The following is a 17,500-nucleotide window of genomic DNA, read 5'->3' on the forward strand; positions in this document are numbered from 1 at the left end:
CTAATCGGCTATCGAAACCACTCCACAATCCCCGGCCTCCGAGCCGAAGACGAGGCGGTGGCCCTGTTCATCCCAGCCCATGCTGGTGATGGCGCCCTTGCCAGGGCGGCGCAGCAGAACTTCCTTGCTGTCAGCGAAACGCGCGACCAGGATCATGCCGTCATTATAGCCGATGGCAGCAATGTCTTCGACCGGATGGCAGGCAACCGATGTCACCATGCTGTCGCCGCGTAGGCCAAGCTCCAGAGGAGCCTTGCCCATCGGGCCGTCCTTGCCCGCAAAAGGCCAGACGATTGCTGCCGGGGCGCCTGAAGTGGCGAGCCACTTGGCCTTGGCGCTCCACGACCAATCCTTCACCTTCGCCGGATAGCCGGTCATGCGCATGTGCTTCGTATCTTCAAGGCGCCAGCCATGCAGGGCATTTTCCTGCATCGAGGTGATGAGGAAGCGGCCATCGGGCGAGAAGATCACGCCGATATGCGCGCCCTTCCATTCCAGTTCAACGGGTTTTGCCGCCGTTCCGGTCCAGATCAGGGTTGCGCCATTATAGCGCGCAATGGCAAGCCGCTGGCCCTTTGGCGCAAAGGCTATGCCTTCGACGCTGCGCTCCTGCGCAAATTCCTGCACCTTGCCGTCAGAGGTGCGTACCCAGGCAGTGCGACCCGATGCAAAACCGACAGTTCCGCCGGGGCCTGCTGCCACGGCGGTCATCCATTTGCGTGGTATCTTCGCAAGTTCGGTTACCGTCCCATCGGCGTCGGTACGGCACACGCGACCGTCTTCGCCGCCAGTGATGAGCGACTTTCCGTCAACGGAAACGGTTGCGCTCAACAGCCCGTCATGGCCTGCGGAGGTCTTGTTTCCATTGTTGAGCTGATGGATCGACCCATCCGCCATGGCGAAGAAGGGAATGCCGCCGACAAAGCGCGCATAAAGACAATGACCTTCAAGGTCGAGCGGAGCAACTGTAGGCATCGGCTTCCGGTATTTTTCTGGTTAAAATATATCCAGCAAAGCTCGGAACGGTTTACTGGATATATGTAGAATGGGCGGATCGGGGAGTTCTTTATCGGGCCTGGCTGTTCTCGAAGCCGGCTTTCAGGGCAGCGGGGTCAAGTTCGCGTCCGATGAAGACGAGGCGGCTTTCACGCTTTTCGTCTTCCTTCCAGGCGCGCTGGTGGTCGCCCTCGATAATCATGTGCACGCCCTGCACCACATAGCGATCCGGATCGTCCTTGAAAGCGATGATGCCCTTGAGGCGCAGAATGTTCGGTCCCTGCGTCTGGGTGATGTTCTGGATCCACGGGAAGAATTTTGCCGGGTCGATTTCACCGGCCCTCAGCGACACGGACTTCACCGTCACATCATGGATCGGCGAGGCGTGATCGTGGTGATGGTCATGATCGCAGTCGGGACCGCACACATGGTCATGGTCGTGATGGTGGTCATGATCATGTGCATGATGATGGTGCCCGTGTTCATGGTCGTGACCATGATGGTCATGATCGCAATCCGGTCCGCAGATGTGATCGGGATGATCGTGGTCGAGGAAGTGCGGATCGTTGTCCAGCACGCGCTTCAGGTCGAAGGCGCCGCGATCGAGTACGCGGTCGAGCGGGATGGAAGCGCGCTCGGTGCGATGGATGATGGCATGCGGGTTGATGGCGCGCACGGTCGCCTCGATGGCCGCCAGTTCCTGCGGCGTCACGAGGTCGGTCTTGTTGATGAGCACTACATCGGCAAAGGCGATCTGGTCTTCCGCTTCGCGGCTGTCCTTCAGGCGCAGCGGCAGGTGCTTGGCATCCACAAGGGCGACAACGGCATCAAGGCCGGTTTTGGCGCGCACGTCGTCATCCATGAAGAAGGTCTGCGCAACCGGAACCGGATCGGCAAGGCCGGTGGTTTCCACGACGATGGCGTCGAAACGGCCCGGACGGCGCATCAGACCCTCCACCACGCGGATCAGGTCGCCGCGCACGGTGCAGCAGATGCAGCCATTGTTCATTTCATAGATTTCTTCGTCCGACTCGACGATCAGGTCGTTGTCGATACCGATCTCGCCGAACTCGTTGACGATGACAGCATAACGCTTGCCGTGATTTTCGGTCAGGATACGGTTGAGAAGAGTGGTCTTGCCCGAACCCAGATAACCGGTCAGAACGGTCACAGGAATGCGGCCAGCTTCAGTGGTCGTCTCGGTTGCAGACGGAGCTTCGGTTTGGGCTTCAGCCTGGCTCATGGTTATGCCTCTTGAAGTTGTGGCCTTTTGAATTCGGGGTTCGGAACAGTCAGCGCAAAGCGGCCAGCACCGAAACACCGGATAGGACATTTCATATAAGGGAAGGGCGGCGCGAATGCCATATGCAATGCTATAATATTACATTGTTGCCGTTCACGATGATGGCAGTGACTTTCCTCGAAGCCGGTCATGGTGCAGAGGTCAAATTCTACATCTCCTAAAGAGGTTTCCGATAGAAGATTACCCTTTCCGTTTCCTCAAAACCAAGTGCTGCGTGAAAGTTCTGGCTGTCAAGGTTTTCAAGTGAAACATCGGAGGCAAATTCAGTGCAGCCCTTTTTGCGACCCCAGTTTGCGATTGCTTCGCAAAGCAGCCGTGCGACGCCATGCTGGCGATATTCGGAAGATATATAAATACCCTCGAGGAAGAGGACAGGCGATGTCGAGCAGCCATTGACATAGTCACGCCGCAGCGCCGCTTCCGCGAAACCCGCACTCTGGCCTGTCGAGCTTTCCGCGATGAACGTTACGGTACCGGGGTTGTCTTCATCGAGCGTGTCGCGAATATCCTGCAGATGGTTTTCAAGGCTGGTGTCGGGCCAGAGCGCGTGGCGCAACTGCGCCCATGCTTCGGCATGTTCTCTTCGTGCGATGATCGTGCGCATCAGCCCGCCTGATTGGCAAGGCGTTGCGATTTGAACCGGGCAAGATCAAACCTGTCCACATCGCGCAGCAATTCGATGAAGCCGGACACCGCGTTGGCGATCAGCTTTTCGCCTGCTTCCGCCGTTGCGGCAGCGGCATTGCCCGCAACCCCTTCCGGGTTGAGATCATGCATCTTCCAGCCGAAGGCGTGAGGGCCATAGGCGCGCAGGAACTTGAATTCCTCGGCGTAGCGTGACTGGGCATTGGAGAAATTACGTGCCTTCGACATATCCACCAGATCGGGGCGCAGCGCCAGCATTACCGATGTCTCGATGAAGCCGCCATGTATATCGAGCGCTTTTTCCTCCGGCGTAATCAGGCCCTCCGGCAGGCCGAAACGGGTCCAGCTTGTCGCCACCGCCAGCATGTCGAGCCGTGTGCGCAGTTCCGTTGCGACAATCGTCATCAGCGGCGAATTTCCGCCATGCGCGTTCAGCATGACCAGTTTGCGAATGCCGCCCGCATGCAGGTTCTCGCCAATGCCGATCCACTGGTTCACGGCTTCAGCGTAGGCGAGGCTCTGCGTTCCTTCCGTGTCCATGTGCTCTATGGAATAGCCGACCGGCTGCGCAGGCAGGAAATTGACGTTCAGCTCAGGCGGTAGTGCATCGCTGACGCGCGCGACAATGCCCTCGGCGATGATCGTATCCGTTTCAAACGGCAGGTGAGGCCCATGCTGTTCGTGAGCGCCAAGGGGCAGAACGACAATCATGTCGCTGTTCTGATCGCGCAGATCGGTCATGTTTTCCTCGCTTTATTTGTTTTATTGGGTCCTGACCCTAACGCTCGTTAGCCATGACAGCAACCGGGCCTTGTTGTTTCATAAGTCGGACAATATTTTACGATATATGGATGGATAGGACTATCGATCAGGCGACAGGAACTGGTTTATTTTGAACAGCGCATCGCGTCCGAAAACGGTTTCACCCTTTTCGGGGATGCGCATCAAAGCGCCAACAAGGGCGAGGTGGCGATGAGCAAGGACAATAAGGCAGTTGTACTTTACCGGCTGCAATCCGTGGCACGATTGTCGCGGACGGTGCTGGCCACGCGGCTCCTGGAACAGGGGCTCTATGCAGGGCAGGATGCGGTCATGCTGCAACTGGCTGCGGAAGACGGGCTGACGCCGGGCGTGCTTGCACAGCGGCTGGGTGTGCGTCCGCCGACCATCACCAAAACCATTGCGCGCCTGCAAGGGCAGGGGTTTGTGGCAAAGCGCGCCTCGGAAACCGATCAGCGCCAGTCGCATGTCTATCTCACGCAGACCGGTCTCGAAACGATCAAGGCGATCGAGAAATCCATTCGCAAGACCGAAAAGGACATGCTGAAGGGTCTCGACAAGAAAGACCGCAAGACCTTCCTCAAGATGTTGAGCCGGATGGAGAGCAATCTTGCGCTTCGCGGGGTCACGCGCATTCCCGATGAGCCCGAAGCGGAAGAGCTTGAAGAGGACGACGCGGAATAGAGCTGGCGTTTATCAAGCTCTAACTATTTGTTTTGACGCGCATCTTGGCGAGAAAACGCGAAACACTTTTCAAGATGCGTGCTATCGAAAATGCTTCCAATTCAAGGTTTGCAATGGCATAACCGTTCGCAGGACGAACGGTCGCGTCTCACCTTGTCAGGTTGCGGCCGCGTCTCCGACTGCGGCACGGACCATTTTGGGGAGGCGACTTGGCCCAGAAAATAAAGCTATCGACCATCGCTGACGCGCTTGGTGTTTCGACAGCCACAGTTTCGCTCGCTTTGCGCGACAGTCCCCTCGTTGCAGACCAGACCCGCGAGAAGATCAAGGAACATGCCCGCGCCATCGGTTATATCTATAACCGTCGCGCTGCGAGCCTGCGCACCTCGCGCTCCGGCATTGTCGGCGTCGTGGTGCACGACATCATGAATCCGTTCTTCGCGGAAATTCTCAAATCCATCGAAACGGAACTGGACCGGTCGCGGCAGACCTTCATCCTGTCCAACCATTACGACCAGCTCGAAAAGCAGCGCACCTTCATGGATACGCTTCTGCAGCTCGGCGCGGATGGGGTCATCATGTCGCCCGCTATCGGCACGCCGCCGGAAGATATCCAGCTTGCAGAAGATAACGGCCTGCCGGTGGTGCTGATCGCACGTAGCGTCGAGGGTGTTCATGCGCCGGTTTTCCGGGGTGACGACGCCTATGGCATCGGTCTTGCAACCAATCACCTGATTTCACTCGGTCATACGCGTATCGCCATGATCGGCGGTACGGACCAGACATCGACGGGTCGTGACCGTTATCGCGGCTATGTGCAGGCGATGGAAAAGGCTGGCCTTGAGGTTCGTCCGGACTGGCGTATTGCCGGGCCGCGCACGAAGCAAGGCGGTTTCGAGGTCGCGCCGCAATTTCTGGCGCTGAAGGACAAGCCGACGGCTGCGGTCTGCTGGAACGATCTGACGGCCATCGGCCTGATGAACGGCATTGCCCGTGCCGGGCTGGTGCCGGGCGAGGATATTTCCGTGACCGGCTATGACGATCTCGAGGAAGCGGCGATCGCAACGCCCGCGCTGACGACCGTCTGGAACGGACAGCGTGAAGTGGGGCGCCGCGCCGCCCGCGCACTGCTGGACCAGTTGAACGGCGTCGAGGTTTCCTCGATGCAGGAACTCATCAAGCCGGAACTCCATATCCGGCAATCGACATCCAAACCGAAACACGGCTGATTTCCCCGCTCCGGGTCCGGTTACAGCCCTTGGGCTGACCGACCGCCGGTCCCTCACGAACTGCAATATGCTGCCCAAAGGAATCCAGAGGAATATTGTCATGACCAAACGCGACACAACCGTTCTGGTGCTCGGAAACTTCAACGAATATGCCGTCGAACGTCTGTCCGGCGAGTTTTCGGTGCGCCGCATCCCGCGCGGCGACGCGGCATTGGTCGATGCGGCCTGGGCGGGCGACGTGCAAGGCATTGCCAGCATGTCGACTGTCGATGCGGCGCTGATCGATGCATTGCCTAATCTGAAAATCATAGGCAATTTCGGCGTCGGTTATGATGCGGTGGATGCGAAACATGCCGCCACTCGTAATGTGATGGTCACCAATACGCCGGACGTGCTGACCGATGAAGTAGCCGATACGGCACTTGGCCTTCTGATCGATACCGTGCGGGAATTGTCGAAATCGCAGGAGTTCCTGCGTGCAGGCAATTGGGTCAAGGAAGGCCGCTACCCGCTGTCGAAGCTGTCCCTGCGCGGGCGCAAGGTCGGCATTTTCGGCCTTGGCCGTATCGGCAAGGCGGTTGCCCATCGTGTTGAAGCTTTCGGACTGCCGGTTTCCTATCACAACCGTCGCAAGGCTGAAGGCGTCGCTTACGATTATTATCCGAGCCTGCTCGAGCTGGCCAAGGCGGTGGACACGCTTATTCTCGTCGCGCCCGGCGGTGCAGAAACCGCCAAGGCAGTCAATGCCGAAGTGCTGCAAGCGCTGGGTCCGGACGGTGTGCTGATCAATGTCGGGCGTGGTTCGTTGGTCGATGAGGATGCGCTGATCGCAGCGTTGAACAATGGCACCATTGCCGCTGCGGGTCTGGACGTATTCGCAAACGAACCGCATGTTTCGCAGGGGCTGCTCGACGCGCCCAACACGGTTCTACTGCCGCATATCGCATCCGCATCGCAAAAGACCCGTCAGGCCATGGCAGATCTGGTGATCGACAATCTCATTTCATGGTTCGATACGGGCTCAGCGCTGACGCCTGTGCCGGAGACGGTTCATGTTAAGGCAGTAAGGCAATAGGGCAATAAGGCAGTATGTTAAGGGAATAGGGGAGTAGGGGAGTATGTTTTGGTTGCGCATGACCGCAACCACCATATTCTTTACTGCCCTACTGCCCTACTGCCCTACTGCCCTACTGCCCTACTGCCCTACTGCCCTAAACTATGCTTGCGCACGGCATCCCCAAACGCCTCGAAGATCTTGCGGGAAGGGGCATCTGAATGCACCCAATATTCCGGGTGCCACTGGACGCCGACGACAAATCCCTTTGCGTTCTTCACGGAGACGGCCTCAACCGTACCGTCTTCGGCCACAGCCTCGACTTCAAGCTGCGGCGCGAGCTTGTCGATGGCCTGACGGTGAACGGAATTCACCCGCACGCTTTCTTCCTTCAGGATTTCCGCAAGGCATGAGTTCGGGTTGAGCTTGATCGGGTGCTGGATGGCAAAACGCTCGGCCTGGCTTTCGGATTCAGGCGCGCGATGATCCATCCGGCCCTCCAGTTCCTGAATTTCGGTGGCGAGCGTACCGCCCAATGCGACGTTCAGTTCCTGTATGCCACGGCAGATGGCCAAGACTGGAACACCTTTTTCAATGGCGGCCCGGATGAGCGGCAGCGACGTGGCGTCTCGGGCATTGTCATAAGGTTCGAACGCGGCGCTTGGTTCAGCGCCATAGAGTGCCGGGTGAACGTTCGACTTGGAACCTGTGATGAGAACGCCGTCAACGGCGTCCAGAATGGCATCGAGGTCCATCTTGTCGCCAAAGCTTGGCACCAGCAACGGCGTTACTTCCGCAACGTCGATTGCCGCTGACAGATATTGCTGGGGTGCTGCGTGCCAGGTGTAGTTTTCAAATGGCTTCACATCGGTCGGCACGGCAACGAGAGGGCGGGATGTCTTGGGCATAATGTTCGTATCCACCAGTCGGATTATGCTCTTATCTGCTCTGTTCCTTACTTCTCCGCAACGGGTCGCGCAATCACGAACAGGTGTCGTTTTTCGGCTGCGCCGTAGGTCTTTCGTCGTGCCTTCTGTGTATTGTGTTGATTTGAACCGATTTTTACGGCCGAAGATGGTTCAAATGCCGATCTCTATACTCTAGGAAGTGATAAAGAGGGATTGGCAGTTGAGGGGATGAATGACTGACGATCAGCTTTTCTCCGTCAGGGGCAAGGTCATTGCCGTGACGGGTGGGTCTTCGGGGTTGGGCCTCAGAATGGTCCATGTGCTGGCAGGGCATGGCGCGCGCGTGATTTCGATCTCGCGCACCCATGCAGGCGAAAGCATTTGCCCATCGGGTGGCGAAGTGCTGGAAATCATGGCGGATGTGACCCATCCGGATGAAATCATTCGCGCTTTCGACGAGGCCGAAACACGTTTCGGGCCGATAACGACGCTTTTCAACAATGCCGGTGTCGCCCATATGGCACGCGCGCTCGACACAACCCGCGATATGCTTGAGCATATATTCGAGGTCAATGTCGCAGGCGCCTTTTTTGTGGCGCAGGAGGCTGCGCGCCGCATGATCGAGCGCGGCGCGGGCGGTTCCATCGTGAACACGACCAGCATTCTGGGCGAGCGTCCGCAAAAGGGGGCCGCCGCTTATTGCATGTCAAAGGCCTGCGTGACGCAGATGACGCGGGCACTGGCGCTGGAATGGGCGACCCACGATATTCGTGTCAATGCGATTTCACCGGGATGGTTTCCGACGCGAATCAATGAAGATCAGCTGCAAGGCCCTGCGGGGGGCTACTTCAAAGGGCGGAACCCGATGCGGCGCCTCGGCGAACCAGAGGATCTGGACGGGGTTGTGCTGATGCTGGCTTCCGATGCCAGCCGCTACATGACCGGCTCGATCATCACCGTGGATGGGGGGCACCAACTCTGACAGGGTTGGAAAGTTCCTTTGGTGGTTATTTCCCGCGTCGTGACTTGTATGACGGGATTTTTCTCTAGCGGGTGACGGTCTGGTGGTAGAATATCCACTTTGACTAATCTGGATTAATTCTCGTGAATGCGGAAACTAACCTGCTCCTGTTCTCCTGTCGCCGGCATTTCAGTAATATTGGGACGATTAAAACATGAGTGCTTATGGTTGTAATTGCCGCGTGAAGGCTATGCGTCTGTGGTTATCCTTAAAAAATATCTGAATACATCTTATGGTGGTTGTCATAACAGCTTGTGGTTTAATATCCCGAAAGATATTTTTAAGTCATTAGTGCGATATTGCCTCCCCATATAAGGGATAGATGCATCGATATGTGGCAAAGCCGTAAACCTGAGATACCTGCAGATGTGCGGCTATCTTTTCTCAGAGCGCTGTATGGCAATCGTACGACGCTCTGGTTCGGCCTGCTCGCGCACGTTGTAGCCTGCGTTGTCATCTATGTGAAAACCGATGACTGGCGCTATCTGGTCTTTGCTGGTGTCTTCGCGGTCATCGCCGTCGGTCGCATCTTCGACATGCACAAGTTCGATCAGGCAAAGCAGCAGTCACTGTCCCATGCCGATCTCGACCGGTGGGAAACGCGCTATCTGATCGGTGCATCCGCCGTCTGCCTGACCCTTGGCATGCTGTGCTTCTTCTCAAGCTATATATTGCGGGATTCATTCGCCGAACTCGCCAGTTTGACGGTGCTGCTTGCTTCGGTCGTATCCATTGTGGGCCGCAATTATGCGTCGGCGAAAGCCGTTATCCTGATGTCGGCCTGCACGCTCATTCCGGTTCTGGCCGGACTCATTCTGGCGGGGACGCCGTTTCACGTCATCATCGGCCTGCTGCTGATCCCCTATTTCCTGTCCAACATCCAGATGGCCAACGGCCTGCGCGAGTTTCTCTTTGCCGCGGTCATGGGCAAACGGCGCTTGTCCATCGTGGCCGGGCGTTTCGATGCGGCGCTCAACAACATGCCGCAGGGCCTTTTGATGTTCGACAGCCAGCAGCGCATTGCAGTCATCAACAACAAGGCCAAGGCGATGCTGCAGATCGCCGAGCACACAAAGCTGCATGGCCGCAAGCTCGACGTTCTTCTGCGCTATTGCGCCAAGAAGGGACTGTTTCCGCAGAACGACCTGAAAAATGTGTATATGCGCATGCAGGACCTCTTGCTCGGCAAGCGAACGCGCGACATTTTCCAGCTTTCCAACCAGCGTTATATTGAATGTATCGGCAATCAGACCCTCAATGAAGGGGCGGTTCTGATGTTCGAGGACGTGACGCAGCGCGTGGAAGCGGAAGCGCGCATTCAGCATATGGCGCGTTATGACGGCCTGACAGGGCTGCCAAACCGCAATTATTTCGAAACCCTGGTGCGATCCATGCGCTCCCATCAGCAACCGGGTACGAAGGCCGCTCTCATCGTCATCGACATCAATCATTTCAAGCATGTCAACGATACATTGGGGCATCATACAGGCGACGTGCTGCTGCGCCTGTTTGCAGAGCGGCTTAATTCGCTTGATCCGCAACGTTTCATCGCGTCGCGTTTCGGCGGTGACGAGTTTGTGGTGTTCGTCTTCAACCTGCGCAGCGACACCGAAGTTACGGGCGTGATGGAACACATCATGGCCGTTGTGACCGGTGTTTACGATCTCGACGGCGATCAGGTCCATATCGATATCAGTGCGGGCATCGCGATCGAGGATGTCGAACGATGCGATGTCGGCAGCATGCACATCAGTGCGGATCTGGCGCTCTACGAGGCCAAAAGCAAGGAAGACAAACCCTGGTCTATCTTCATCGATGCGATGGACACAAAATATCGCGGGCGTCAGAAACTCAAAGCCGATTTGCGGCTTGCCATCGATCACGGCGAGATCAAGGTCGTCTATCAGCCCATCGTCAGCGCGCAGTCCCTGCGCGTTGTCGCATGTGAAGCGCTGGCGCGATGGGAGCACCCCGAGCTTGGTTTCGTGCCGCCGACCGAGTTCATTCCGCTTGCGGAAGAGATGGGTATCATAACCGACATTACCCGCTTCATGCTGGAGCAAGCTTGTACGGACTGTCTGTCATGGGGTGACCGGATCGGCGTTTCCGTCAACCTTTCGGCCATCGATCTGAAGAGCAACGATATTGCCCGCGATATTGCGAATGCCTTGCAGAAATCGGGGCTTCCGGCGCATCGTCTTGAAGTGGAAGTGACGGAAAGCGCGATCATCTCGGACCGCAACAAAACCTCAATGGTGCTGCAGCGCCTCAAGAATGCCGGGATCAATATCGCGCTCGACGATTTCGGAACCGGCTATTCCAGCCTCAGCTATCTCAATACATTGCCATTGACCAAGGTGAAGGTGGATCGTTCCTTCGTGCGCGATATTACCAGCGACCGGCGGTCGCTGATGTTGCTTCGCGGCGTCACCCAGCTTTCGCACGAGCTGGGGCTGGGCGTCACGGTTGAGGGCGTCGAAACCGAGGAGCAGCTTGCGCTGATCCGTGTGGCTGCTGGGGCCGATCTCGTTCAGGGCTATCTTCTTGGTATGCCGGTGCCTGTGGAAGCGATCAGTGCGATGACCGCCAAGGCTGCATCGCGGCGTGATGGCGGGCGAACCGTGGCTTGAGTTCCAGGGATTGCTCGATTGCGAACTTCAGTGCAGTTCTCAAAAATGAACGCCTGTTTTCAATTAAGGCAAAATCGTGAAACGGCTCAAAACTGTGGGTATTTCACGATTTTGGGAGGATGTATTGACGCAAAAAGCCGCTTCAATTGTGGTTACGAAATGTCGATTACGTGGCGATAAGATGTTGCCACACCAACTTATATCTTTACACACTGATAAAGGCGCCTATTCTGCGCACTGATTTGCGGGGTGCGGAAAATCGATTGCATGACGAATACAGCTGCTACAGGCGATAAACCGCCATTGTCCAATTTTGCGCGACAGCTGTTGCAGTTTCTCGATCGGGTGGAGTATCGCCGCATCGTTCACGCAGAAGACCTCGAGGAAATCGGTCGTCTGCGTTACCGTTCCTATCGTACGCGCAATGTCATGCATGAGGCGGAAGTGCCGTCCATCGTGGATGATATCGACCGCGACAGCCACGCCTTCGTCTATGGCGTGCATGTGGATGGGCAACTCGTCAGCACGCTGCGCATTCATCACATCACGCCCGATCATCGGCGCGGCACGAGCTATGCGCTGTTCCCCGATATTCTCGATCCGTTGCTCAATAGCGGCATGCATTTTGTCGATCCGACACGTTTTGCCGCCGATCCGGAGCTTTTGAGCGAATATCCGGCCATTCCCTATATAACGCTGCGCATCGCGGCGATGGCGTCGGAATTTTTCGCGGCGGATCAATGCCTTGCCTCGGTAAAGCCGGAGCATATGGCCTTCTATAAACGTATCTTCGGCACCTCCGTCATGGCCGATGCGCGCGAACATGAGGGCTATGGAATCAGGGTCGGGCTTGGCGCCGCTCCGATCCGCAATATTCGCGATGCGGTGGCCGTGCGCTTTCCGTTTTTCAAGTCGCAGCCGCATGAACGCCGCGCCATGTTTGCCGATATGCGTGGCAGTTCGGTGCCGCTGACAATCCTGCCGACGGCGAAATATACTGGCCTCGGCGTCTAAGAATCTAAAAACATCGCCGGATATTAAACAATTAAATGTAGCCAGAGGGGTGGTTTCGCTTTACGAAGACTGCGGAACCGCTTCTGCGGAGAGGGTAGCTGCGACGAAAAGCCTTGCTGTCAATGCATGGGTTTGTTCGGTCGCACATTGAAGATTACAGTTATTTTCGCTTAACATGACGGTGTATGGGCGGAAATTCTGAATGGGTGGAACTAAAATGGCAGAACATCATACAACGGCTCCGGCTGAACTTGGCGCACCGATGGACTATGCTGAGCATGAGAAAACTTATGCCGGTTTTGCGGGCCTGGTTAAATGGGCCACGGTGACGCTCGTTGCCCTTATGATTGCCATGGCGTTCGGCTTTTTTGTTGGTGGTTTCTTCTCCGCGACCGTTCTTTTCATTCTAGTCTGCGTCGCTGCCTGGTTCATTCTCTAGCGCATCCTTTCGCTGCCGGATGAAGTCATCCGACAGCGCACCGATGCAGCACAGAAACTGCTGAACCGGGATTAACCCGCACGATTTGATCGAATGCCTTGGCATGGGTTACCGTGCCGAGGGTTTATGCATGTCTGTATCTTAGTCTATTTTGACGAGCCTCTCCGACGCTCGCATTTGTGCATGACCGGGATCAAACCCGGAAGAACGCCACGAAAGGGAAACCAGTTTGGCCCAGACGTTATTTATCCCGAAAGAGAGTGACCCCAGCGAGACCCGCGTTGCGGCATCGGCGGAGACGGTGAAGAAATTCATCGCGCTCGGTTTCGATGTCGTCGTGGAAAAAGGCGCAGGCGAGAAATCGCGCATCCCTGATGCCGAATTCACGGCGGCAGGCGCAAGGATCGGCACGGCGGCGGATGCCAAAACAGCGGATGTCATCCTCAAGGTGCGCCGTCCGGTCGATGCGGAACTGAAATTGTATAAGTCGGGCGCGGCCCTTTTCGCCATGCTGGATCCCTATGGTCATGAAGATGCGGTGGCGGCGCTCGCCAAGGCTGGAATTTCGGCTTTCACCATGGAATTCATGCCGCGCATCACCCGTGCGCAGGTCATGGACGTGCTGTCGTCGCAGGCAAATCTTGCCGGTTATCAGGCGGTGATCGACGCGGCGGAAGTCTATGATCGCGCCATGCCGATGATGATGACGGCGGCGGGTACGGTTCCAGCCGCCAAGGTTTTCGTGATGGGGGCAGGCGTTGCCGGTCTTCAGGCGATTGCGACCGCGCGCCGTCTCGGCGCTGTCGTGACGGCAACCGACGTTCGCCCGGCGGCCAAGGAACAGGTCGCCTCGCTCGGTGCGAAATTCATCGCGGTCGAGGATGACGAGTTCAAGGCGGCGGAAACCTCCGGCGGTTACGCCAAAGAAATGTCGAAGGAATATCAGGCGAAGCAGGCCGCACTCGTTGCCGACCATATCGCCAAGCAGGATATCGTCATCACCACAGCGCTCATTCCGGGCCGTCCGGCGCCGCGTCTGGTGTCCAAGGAAATGGTCGCTTCCATGCGTCCGGGTTCCGTGCTGGTCGATCTCGCGGTCGAGCGCGGCGGCAATGTCGAAGGCGCTGTCGCCGGTCAGATCGCTGACGTGAACGGCGTCAGGATTGTCGGGCATCTGAACGTTTCGGGCCGTATCGCGGCGAGCGCCTCGCAGCTTTATGCGCGCAACCTGATCGCCTTCGTCGAAACGCTGGTCGACAAGGAAGCCAAGGTTCTGAAAATCGACCCGGAAGAAGAGCTGGTCAAGGCCACGCTTCTGACCCATCAGGGCAAGATCTTGCATCCGGCGTTCGCCAAGGCTGAGACAGCAGCGGCTCCGGCTGCTGTTGAAAAGGCTGCAAAGCCAAAGGCTGCGCCGAAATCGAAAGCCGAGAAACCGACGGCAAAGGCAGCTGCACCCAAGGCGACTGCAAAGCCCGCGAAAAAAGTACCCGCAAAAGCCGCGAAGACCCCGTCTTCCCCCAAAACTCCAGCTGATGGAGGAGAGGCATAATGGCCGATACAAATCTCGACAAAGCCCTTGAGGGCCTTAATCAGGCTGTGGACGCCGTGCGTCAGGCCGCTGAAAATGCGGGCGGTCTGGGTGATGCTGCGGCTGCTGCCGCGCATGCCGCGTCAGGCGGTGCGATCGATCCGTTCGTGTTCCGCTTTGCTATTTTCATCCTGTCGATCTTCGTGGGCTATTACGTGGTGTGGTCGGTCACGCCCGCACTGCACACGCCGCTGATGGCCGTTACCAACGCCATTTCCTCGGTGATCGTGGTGGGCGCGCTTCTGGCCGTCGGTCTTTCGCTTTCCGGCTGGGCAACCGGCTTCGGCTTCATTGCGCTCATTCTGGCGAGCGTCAACATTTTCGGCGGCTTTCTGGTCACCCAGCGCATGCTCGCCATGTACAAGAAAAAAGAAAAGTGAGGCTGAACCATTATGAGCGTTAATCTCGCAGCCTTCCTTTATCTCGTCTCCGGCGTGCTGTTCATTCTGGCGCTGCGCGGCCTGTCGCATCCGACGACCAGCCGTCAGGGCAATATGTACGGCATGATTGGTATGGCGATTTCCATCGTCACCACGCTTCTGCTGGCGCGTCCGAGCTTCGGCGGTCTGGTTCTGATCGTCGTCGGCATCGCCATTGGCGGCGGTATCGGTGCGGTCATCGCGCGCCGCATCGCCATGACGGCCATGCCGCAGCTTGTCGCCGCCTTCCACTCGCTGATCGGTCTTGCCGCCGTTCTGGTGGCAGCTGCCGCGCTTTACTCGCCGCATTCCTTCGGGATTGGCGAAGTGGGCCAGATCCACGGTCAGGCGCTCGTTGAAATGTCGCTGGGCGTTGCCATTGGTGCCATCACCTTCACCGGCTCGATCATCGCCTTTCTCAAGCTTGACGGTCGCATGTCGGGCAAGCCGATCATGCTGCCGGGTCGTCACGTCATCAATGCGGCTCTGGCTGCAGCCATCGTGCTGCTGATCGTCGTGCTCACGAACACCGAAAGCCATTTCGTGTTCTGGCTGATCGTGCTTCTGGCGCTGGTCTTCGGCGTTCTCATCATCGTTCCGATTGGCGGCGCGGACATGCCGGTGGTCGTTTCGATGCTGAACTCCTATTCCGGCTGGGCAGCGGCAGGCATCGGCTTCACGCTCGGCAATCTGGCGCTCATCATCACCGGCGCGCTGGTGGGGTCGTCGGGTGCGATCCTGTCCTACATCATGTGCAAGGGCATGAACCGCTCGTTCATCTCGGTCATTCTCGGCGGCTTTGGCGGCGATACATCCGGCGGTCCGGCTGGCGAGGTCGAACAGCGCCCGGTCAAGCAGGGTTCTGCCGACGATGCGGCCTTCATCATGAAGAACGCGTCCAAGGTCATCATCGTGCCGGGCTACGGCATGGCGGTGGCGCAGGCCCAGCACGCGCTGCGTGAAATGGCCGACAAGCTGAAGGCCGAAGGCGTTGAAGTGAAATACGCCATCCATCCTGTGGCCGGTCGTATGCCGGGTCATATGAACGTGCTTCTGGCCGAGGCCAACGTGCCTTACGATGAAGTGTTCGAGCTGGAAGACATCAATTCGGAATTCGCGCAGGCCGATGTTGCCTTCGTGATCGGCGCGAATGACGTCACCAATCCGGCGGCGAAGACCGATCCGAAGTCACCGATCTTCGGCATGCCGATCCTCGATGTCGACAAGGCCGGCACGGTTCTGTTCATCAAGCGCGGCATGGGCTCCGGCTATGCGGGCGTGGAAAACGAACTCTTCTTCCGCGACAACACCATGATGCTCTTCGCCGACGCGAAGAAGATGGTGGAGAGCATTGTGAAGGCGTTGGATCATTAGCCACGATTTGAGCGCCGATCTGCAAATCGGCGCTCAAACGCTTGTCGCCTCCTCGTCCTGAACTGGATGAAGGCTGGAGTAGTTTAGGGGGTAAGTCGACCGACGTGAAATAAGGGGGGATAGGATTATCCTTCGAATAAAAGGATTTAAAACTCCGATATAGTTCAATAAGATAGAGGTGCACTCTAAGTAAAACTTATGAATAAAAACCTTATATTCTAGTATAATCGTACACCTGATGACCAGCCATGGGGGCGTCTCCAAAAATCCAAATCCATTATATTTAAGCTAACGATTTCAACGGCTTGATCTGCTAATTTAGATGAAGGACGAGAGTACTACTGATGTAGCTGCTGCTCGGTTCTTTATAAGCCATATATCGGTTCCCTGCTGATTAGTAATTTTGCTGAGGCCATCCGATTACGCATTATAGCTTCATATAATACCAGCTTACGATGTCTGGCTGATATAGTATAAATCATGTGTTCTGAAGTTTATTAGCGTAATTTCAGATTTTATTTAAATTGTGGAGAAGGCTATGAGTATAATTAATGAGTCAAACGCAGAATTCTGTAATGCTTTAAATAAATATCACTACGTTTACAATTTAGCAGTAGGGGCTTCTCTTCCTGCTTGTGTAGTCAAGTATGATGCAGGGGGGATTAAGGATAAGTATCAAGAATTTATAGGTAACTATAGCGGATATATTGAAGCTGAAAATGCATTAAATGCAGTCAATTCTCTTTTGTGGGGAAGTGATCAATCATTCGGGCCGACGCACTCGTTGCAGATAGATTACTCAATATTTTTATATAATGTATACTTAGTTAATAATCCTGGCGCAATCCCAAGTTCTATCATGCCTGGGGTCGGTGTAGCGCCAGGAGGGACTGCGCGTTTTGCTTTGTATAATCTAGGAACCCGTTTTGACGCTATAATGTCCCCTATAGAAACTGCGGTTTCCAGCTTTAACAAAGCTACATCCATGATCCAGCAATCAAGGTTCCCACTGTCCTCCTTGTTAACTAGTATATCGAGCCTTATCAGCTCTAGTCAGGTTGCTCCTTACGATGTTGCATGTATAGAGTCTTATCACGCAAAGCTTGTTGATTTAAATAAAAATATTCTTTTCTTGAGAAACTATGAAACAACGATGAATAATATTAAACAAATTATTAAATCTGACATAGATAGTGCGAAACCGGTGTATGACAATATTAACAGATATTTTTCCGCTACTGATTATAGTGATGCTTATTCAGAGGCGATTTCTTTGGGGGGGATTCTTAAAGTTATGCAACAACATATTGATGTAATGAAGTCTTGTGGGGCAATCACGGGAACCTCGCCGTTTGGGGCAGAAAATTAATGCATTTCAATTAAGAGGTTAAGGCTCCAAGAAGGGCGGCTTCC

The 17,500-nt window shown here is 56.0% G+C and carries 16 protein-coding genes; 11 read left to right on the plus strand and 5 right to left on the minus strand.

Going from position 1 to position 17,500, the window contains the following annotated elements:
• The 4 genes from JNC70_RS13810 to JNC70_RS13825 all read right to left on the minus strand — a co-directional run bounded on the left by JNC70_RS13810 (nt 1) and on the right by JNC70_RS13825 (nt 3,685).
• On the minus strand, nt 1-975 hold the full coding sequence (locus JNC70_RS13810; protein ID WP_104754321.1) for a WD40 repeat domain-containing protein: 975 nt from the start codon (nt 973-975) through the stop codon (nt 1-3).
• Nucleotides 976-1,066: 91 nt separating this feature from the next.
• The gene (locus JNC70_RS13815) at nt 1,067-2,239 is read right to left on the minus strand and encodes a CobW family GTP-binding protein (RefSeq protein WP_104754320.1); all 1,173 of its coding nucleotides are present in this window, start codon (nt 2,237-2,239) and stop codon (nt 1,067-1,069) included.
• Between the two features lie 217 nt (nt 2,240-2,456).
• Nucleotides 2,457-2,903 carry an aminoglycoside 6'-N-acetyltransferase gene (aac(6'), locus tag JNC70_RS13820; RefSeq protein ID WP_104754319.1) on the minus strand — a complete coding sequence of 149 codons (447 nt, stop codon included), beginning with the start codon at nt 2,901-2,903 and terminating at the stop codon, nt 2,457-2,459.
• A complete protein-coding gene (locus JNC70_RS13825; protein ID WP_104754318.1) occupies nt 2,903-3,685 on the minus strand; it encodes a creatininase family protein in 783 nt (260 codons plus the stop codon). The genes aac(6') and JNC70_RS13825 overlap by 1 nt, the downstream gene beginning before the upstream one ends.
• 231 nt (nt 3,686-3,916) lie before the next feature.
• Between JNC70_RS13825 and JNC70_RS13830 the strand changes: the two genes are divergently transcribed.
• The 3 genes from JNC70_RS13830 (at nt 3,917) to JNC70_RS13840 (ending at nt 6,712) form a co-directional block, all read left to right on the plus strand.
• Nucleotides 3,917-4,408, plus strand: coding sequence for a MarR family winged helix-turn-helix transcriptional regulator (locus tag JNC70_RS13830; protein ID WP_104754317.1), 492 nt, complete (start codon nt 3,917-3,919; stop codon nt 4,406-4,408).
• Nucleotides 4,409-4,617: 209 nt separating this feature from the next.
• Entirely contained in the window at nt 4,618-5,637 is a 1,020-nt protein-coding gene (locus JNC70_RS13835) for a LacI family DNA-binding transcriptional regulator (RefSeq protein WP_006471199.1), read from the plus strand.
• 100 nt (nt 5,638-5,737) lie between these two features.
• On the plus strand, nt 5,738-6,712 hold the full coding sequence (locus JNC70_RS13840) for a 2-hydroxyacid dehydrogenase (protein WP_104754316.1): 975 nt from the start codon (nt 5,738-5,740) through the stop codon (nt 6,710-6,712).
• 128 nt (nt 6,713-6,840) lie between these two features.
• Here the strand turns inward: JNC70_RS13840 and JNC70_RS13845 are convergent, their stop codons facing one another.
• Nucleotides 6,841-7,599 (minus strand): gamma-glutamyl-gamma-aminobutyrate hydrolase family protein, encoded by a 759-nt coding sequence (locus JNC70_RS13845; RefSeq protein ID WP_104754315.1) that lies wholly within the window; start codon nt 7,597-7,599, stop codon nt 6,841-6,843.
• Between the two features lie 232 nt (nt 7,600-7,831).
• Between JNC70_RS13845 and JNC70_RS13850 the strand changes: the two genes are divergently transcribed.
• The 8 genes from JNC70_RS13850 to JNC70_RS13885 all read left to right on the plus strand — a co-directional run bounded on the left by JNC70_RS13850 (nt 7,832) and on the right by JNC70_RS13885 (nt 17,456).
• Nucleotides 7,832-8,581, plus strand: coding sequence for an SDR family NAD(P)-dependent oxidoreductase (locus tag JNC70_RS13850; RefSeq protein ID WP_104754314.1), 750 nt, complete (start codon nt 7,832-7,834; stop codon nt 8,579-8,581).
• 371 nt (nt 8,582-8,952) lie between these two features.
• Nucleotides 8,953-11,250, plus strand: a complete 2,298-nt coding sequence (locus JNC70_RS13855; RefSeq protein WP_104754313.1) for a putative bifunctional diguanylate cyclase/phosphodiesterase — start codon at nt 8,953-8,955, stop codon at nt 11,248-11,250.
• 267 nt (nt 11,251-11,517) lie between these two features.
• Nucleotides 11,518-12,264, plus strand: coding sequence for an N-acyl amino acid synthase FeeM domain-containing protein (locus JNC70_RS13860; protein ID WP_104754312.1), 747 nt, complete (start codon nt 11,518-11,520; stop codon nt 12,262-12,264).
• Nucleotides 12,265-12,481: 217 nt separating this feature from the next.
• Entirely contained in the window at nt 12,482-12,703 is a 222-nt protein-coding gene (locus JNC70_RS13865; protein ID WP_104754311.1) for an aa3-type cytochrome c oxidase subunit IV, read from the plus strand.
• A gap of 229 nt (nt 12,704-12,932) precedes the next feature.
• Entirely contained in the window at nt 12,933-14,255 is a 1,323-nt protein-coding gene (locus JNC70_RS13870) for a Re/Si-specific NAD(P)(+) transhydrogenase subunit alpha (RefSeq protein WP_104754310.1), read from the plus strand.
• Nucleotides 14,255-14,674 carry a proton-translocating transhydrogenase family protein gene (locus JNC70_RS13875; RefSeq protein ID WP_104754309.1) on the plus strand — a complete coding sequence of 140 codons (420 nt, stop codon included), beginning with the start codon at nt 14,255-14,257 and terminating at the stop codon, nt 14,672-14,674. Before JNC70_RS13870 ends, JNC70_RS13875 begins: the two co-directional genes overlap by 1 nt.
• 12 nt (nt 14,675-14,686) lie before the next feature.
• Entirely contained in the window at nt 14,687-16,087 is a 1,401-nt protein-coding gene (locus tag JNC70_RS13880; RefSeq protein WP_104754308.1) for an NAD(P)(+) transhydrogenase (Re/Si-specific) subunit beta, read from the plus strand.
• A gap of 538 nt (nt 16,088-16,625) precedes the next feature.
• Nucleotides 16,626-17,456, plus strand: a complete 831-nt coding sequence (locus JNC70_RS13885) for a hypothetical protein (protein WP_104754307.1) — start codon at nt 16,626-16,628, stop codon at nt 17,454-17,456.
• Nucleotides 17,457-17,500: the final 44 nt, after the last annotated feature.

The organism is Brucella oryzae, assembly GCF_041929965.1.
Lineage (GTDB): Bacteria > Pseudomonadota > Alphaproteobacteria > Rhizobiales > Rhizobiaceae > Brucella > Brucella oryzae.

Coding starts and splice junctions, on each gene's coding strand:
- JNC70_RS13810 (WP_104754321.1), bottom strand. CDS start 975: ATGCCTACAGTTGCTCCGCTCGACCTTGAAGGTCATTGTCTTTATGCG.
- JNC70_RS13815 (WP_104754320.1), bottom strand. CDS start 2,239: ATGAGCCAGGCTGAAGCCCAAACCGAAGCTCCGTCTGCAACCGAGACG.
- JNC70_RS13825 (WP_104754318.1), bottom strand. CDS start 3,685: ATGACCGATCTGCGCGATCAGAACAGCGACATGATTGTCGTTCTGCCC.
- JNC70_RS13830 (WP_104754317.1), top strand. CDS start 3,917: ATGAGCAAGGACAATAAGGCAGTTGTACTTTACCGGCTGCAATCCGTG.
- JNC70_RS13840 (WP_104754316.1), top strand. CDS start 5,738: ATGACCAAACGCGACACAACCGTTCTGGTGCTCGGAAACTTCAACGAA.
- JNC70_RS13845 (WP_104754315.1), bottom strand. CDS start 7,599: ATGCCCAAGACATCCCGCCCTCTCGTTGCCGTGCCGACCGATGTGAAG.
- JNC70_RS13850 (WP_104754314.1), top strand. CDS start 7,832: ATGACTGACGATCAGCTTTTCTCCGTCAGGGGCAAGGTCATTGCCGTG.
- JNC70_RS13855 (WP_104754313.1), top strand. CDS start 8,953: ATGTGGCAAAGCCGTAAACCTGAGATACCTGCAGATGTGCGGCTATCT.
- JNC70_RS13860 (WP_104754312.1), top strand. CDS start 11,518: ATGACGAATACAGCTGCTACAGGCGATAAACCGCCATTGTCCAATTTT.
- JNC70_RS13865 (WP_104754311.1), top strand. CDS start 12,482: ATGGCAGAACATCATACAACGGCTCCGGCTGAACTTGGCGCACCGATG.
- JNC70_RS13875 (WP_104754309.1), top strand. CDS start 14,255: ATGGCCGATACAAATCTCGACAAAGCCCTTGAGGGCCTTAATCAGGCT.
- JNC70_RS13880 (WP_104754308.1), top strand. CDS start 14,687: ATGAGCGTTAATCTCGCAGCCTTCCTTTATCTCGTCTCCGGCGTGCTG.
- JNC70_RS13885 (WP_104754307.1), top strand. CDS start 16,626: ATGAGTATAATTAATGAGTCAAACGCAGAATTCTGTAATGCTTTAAAT.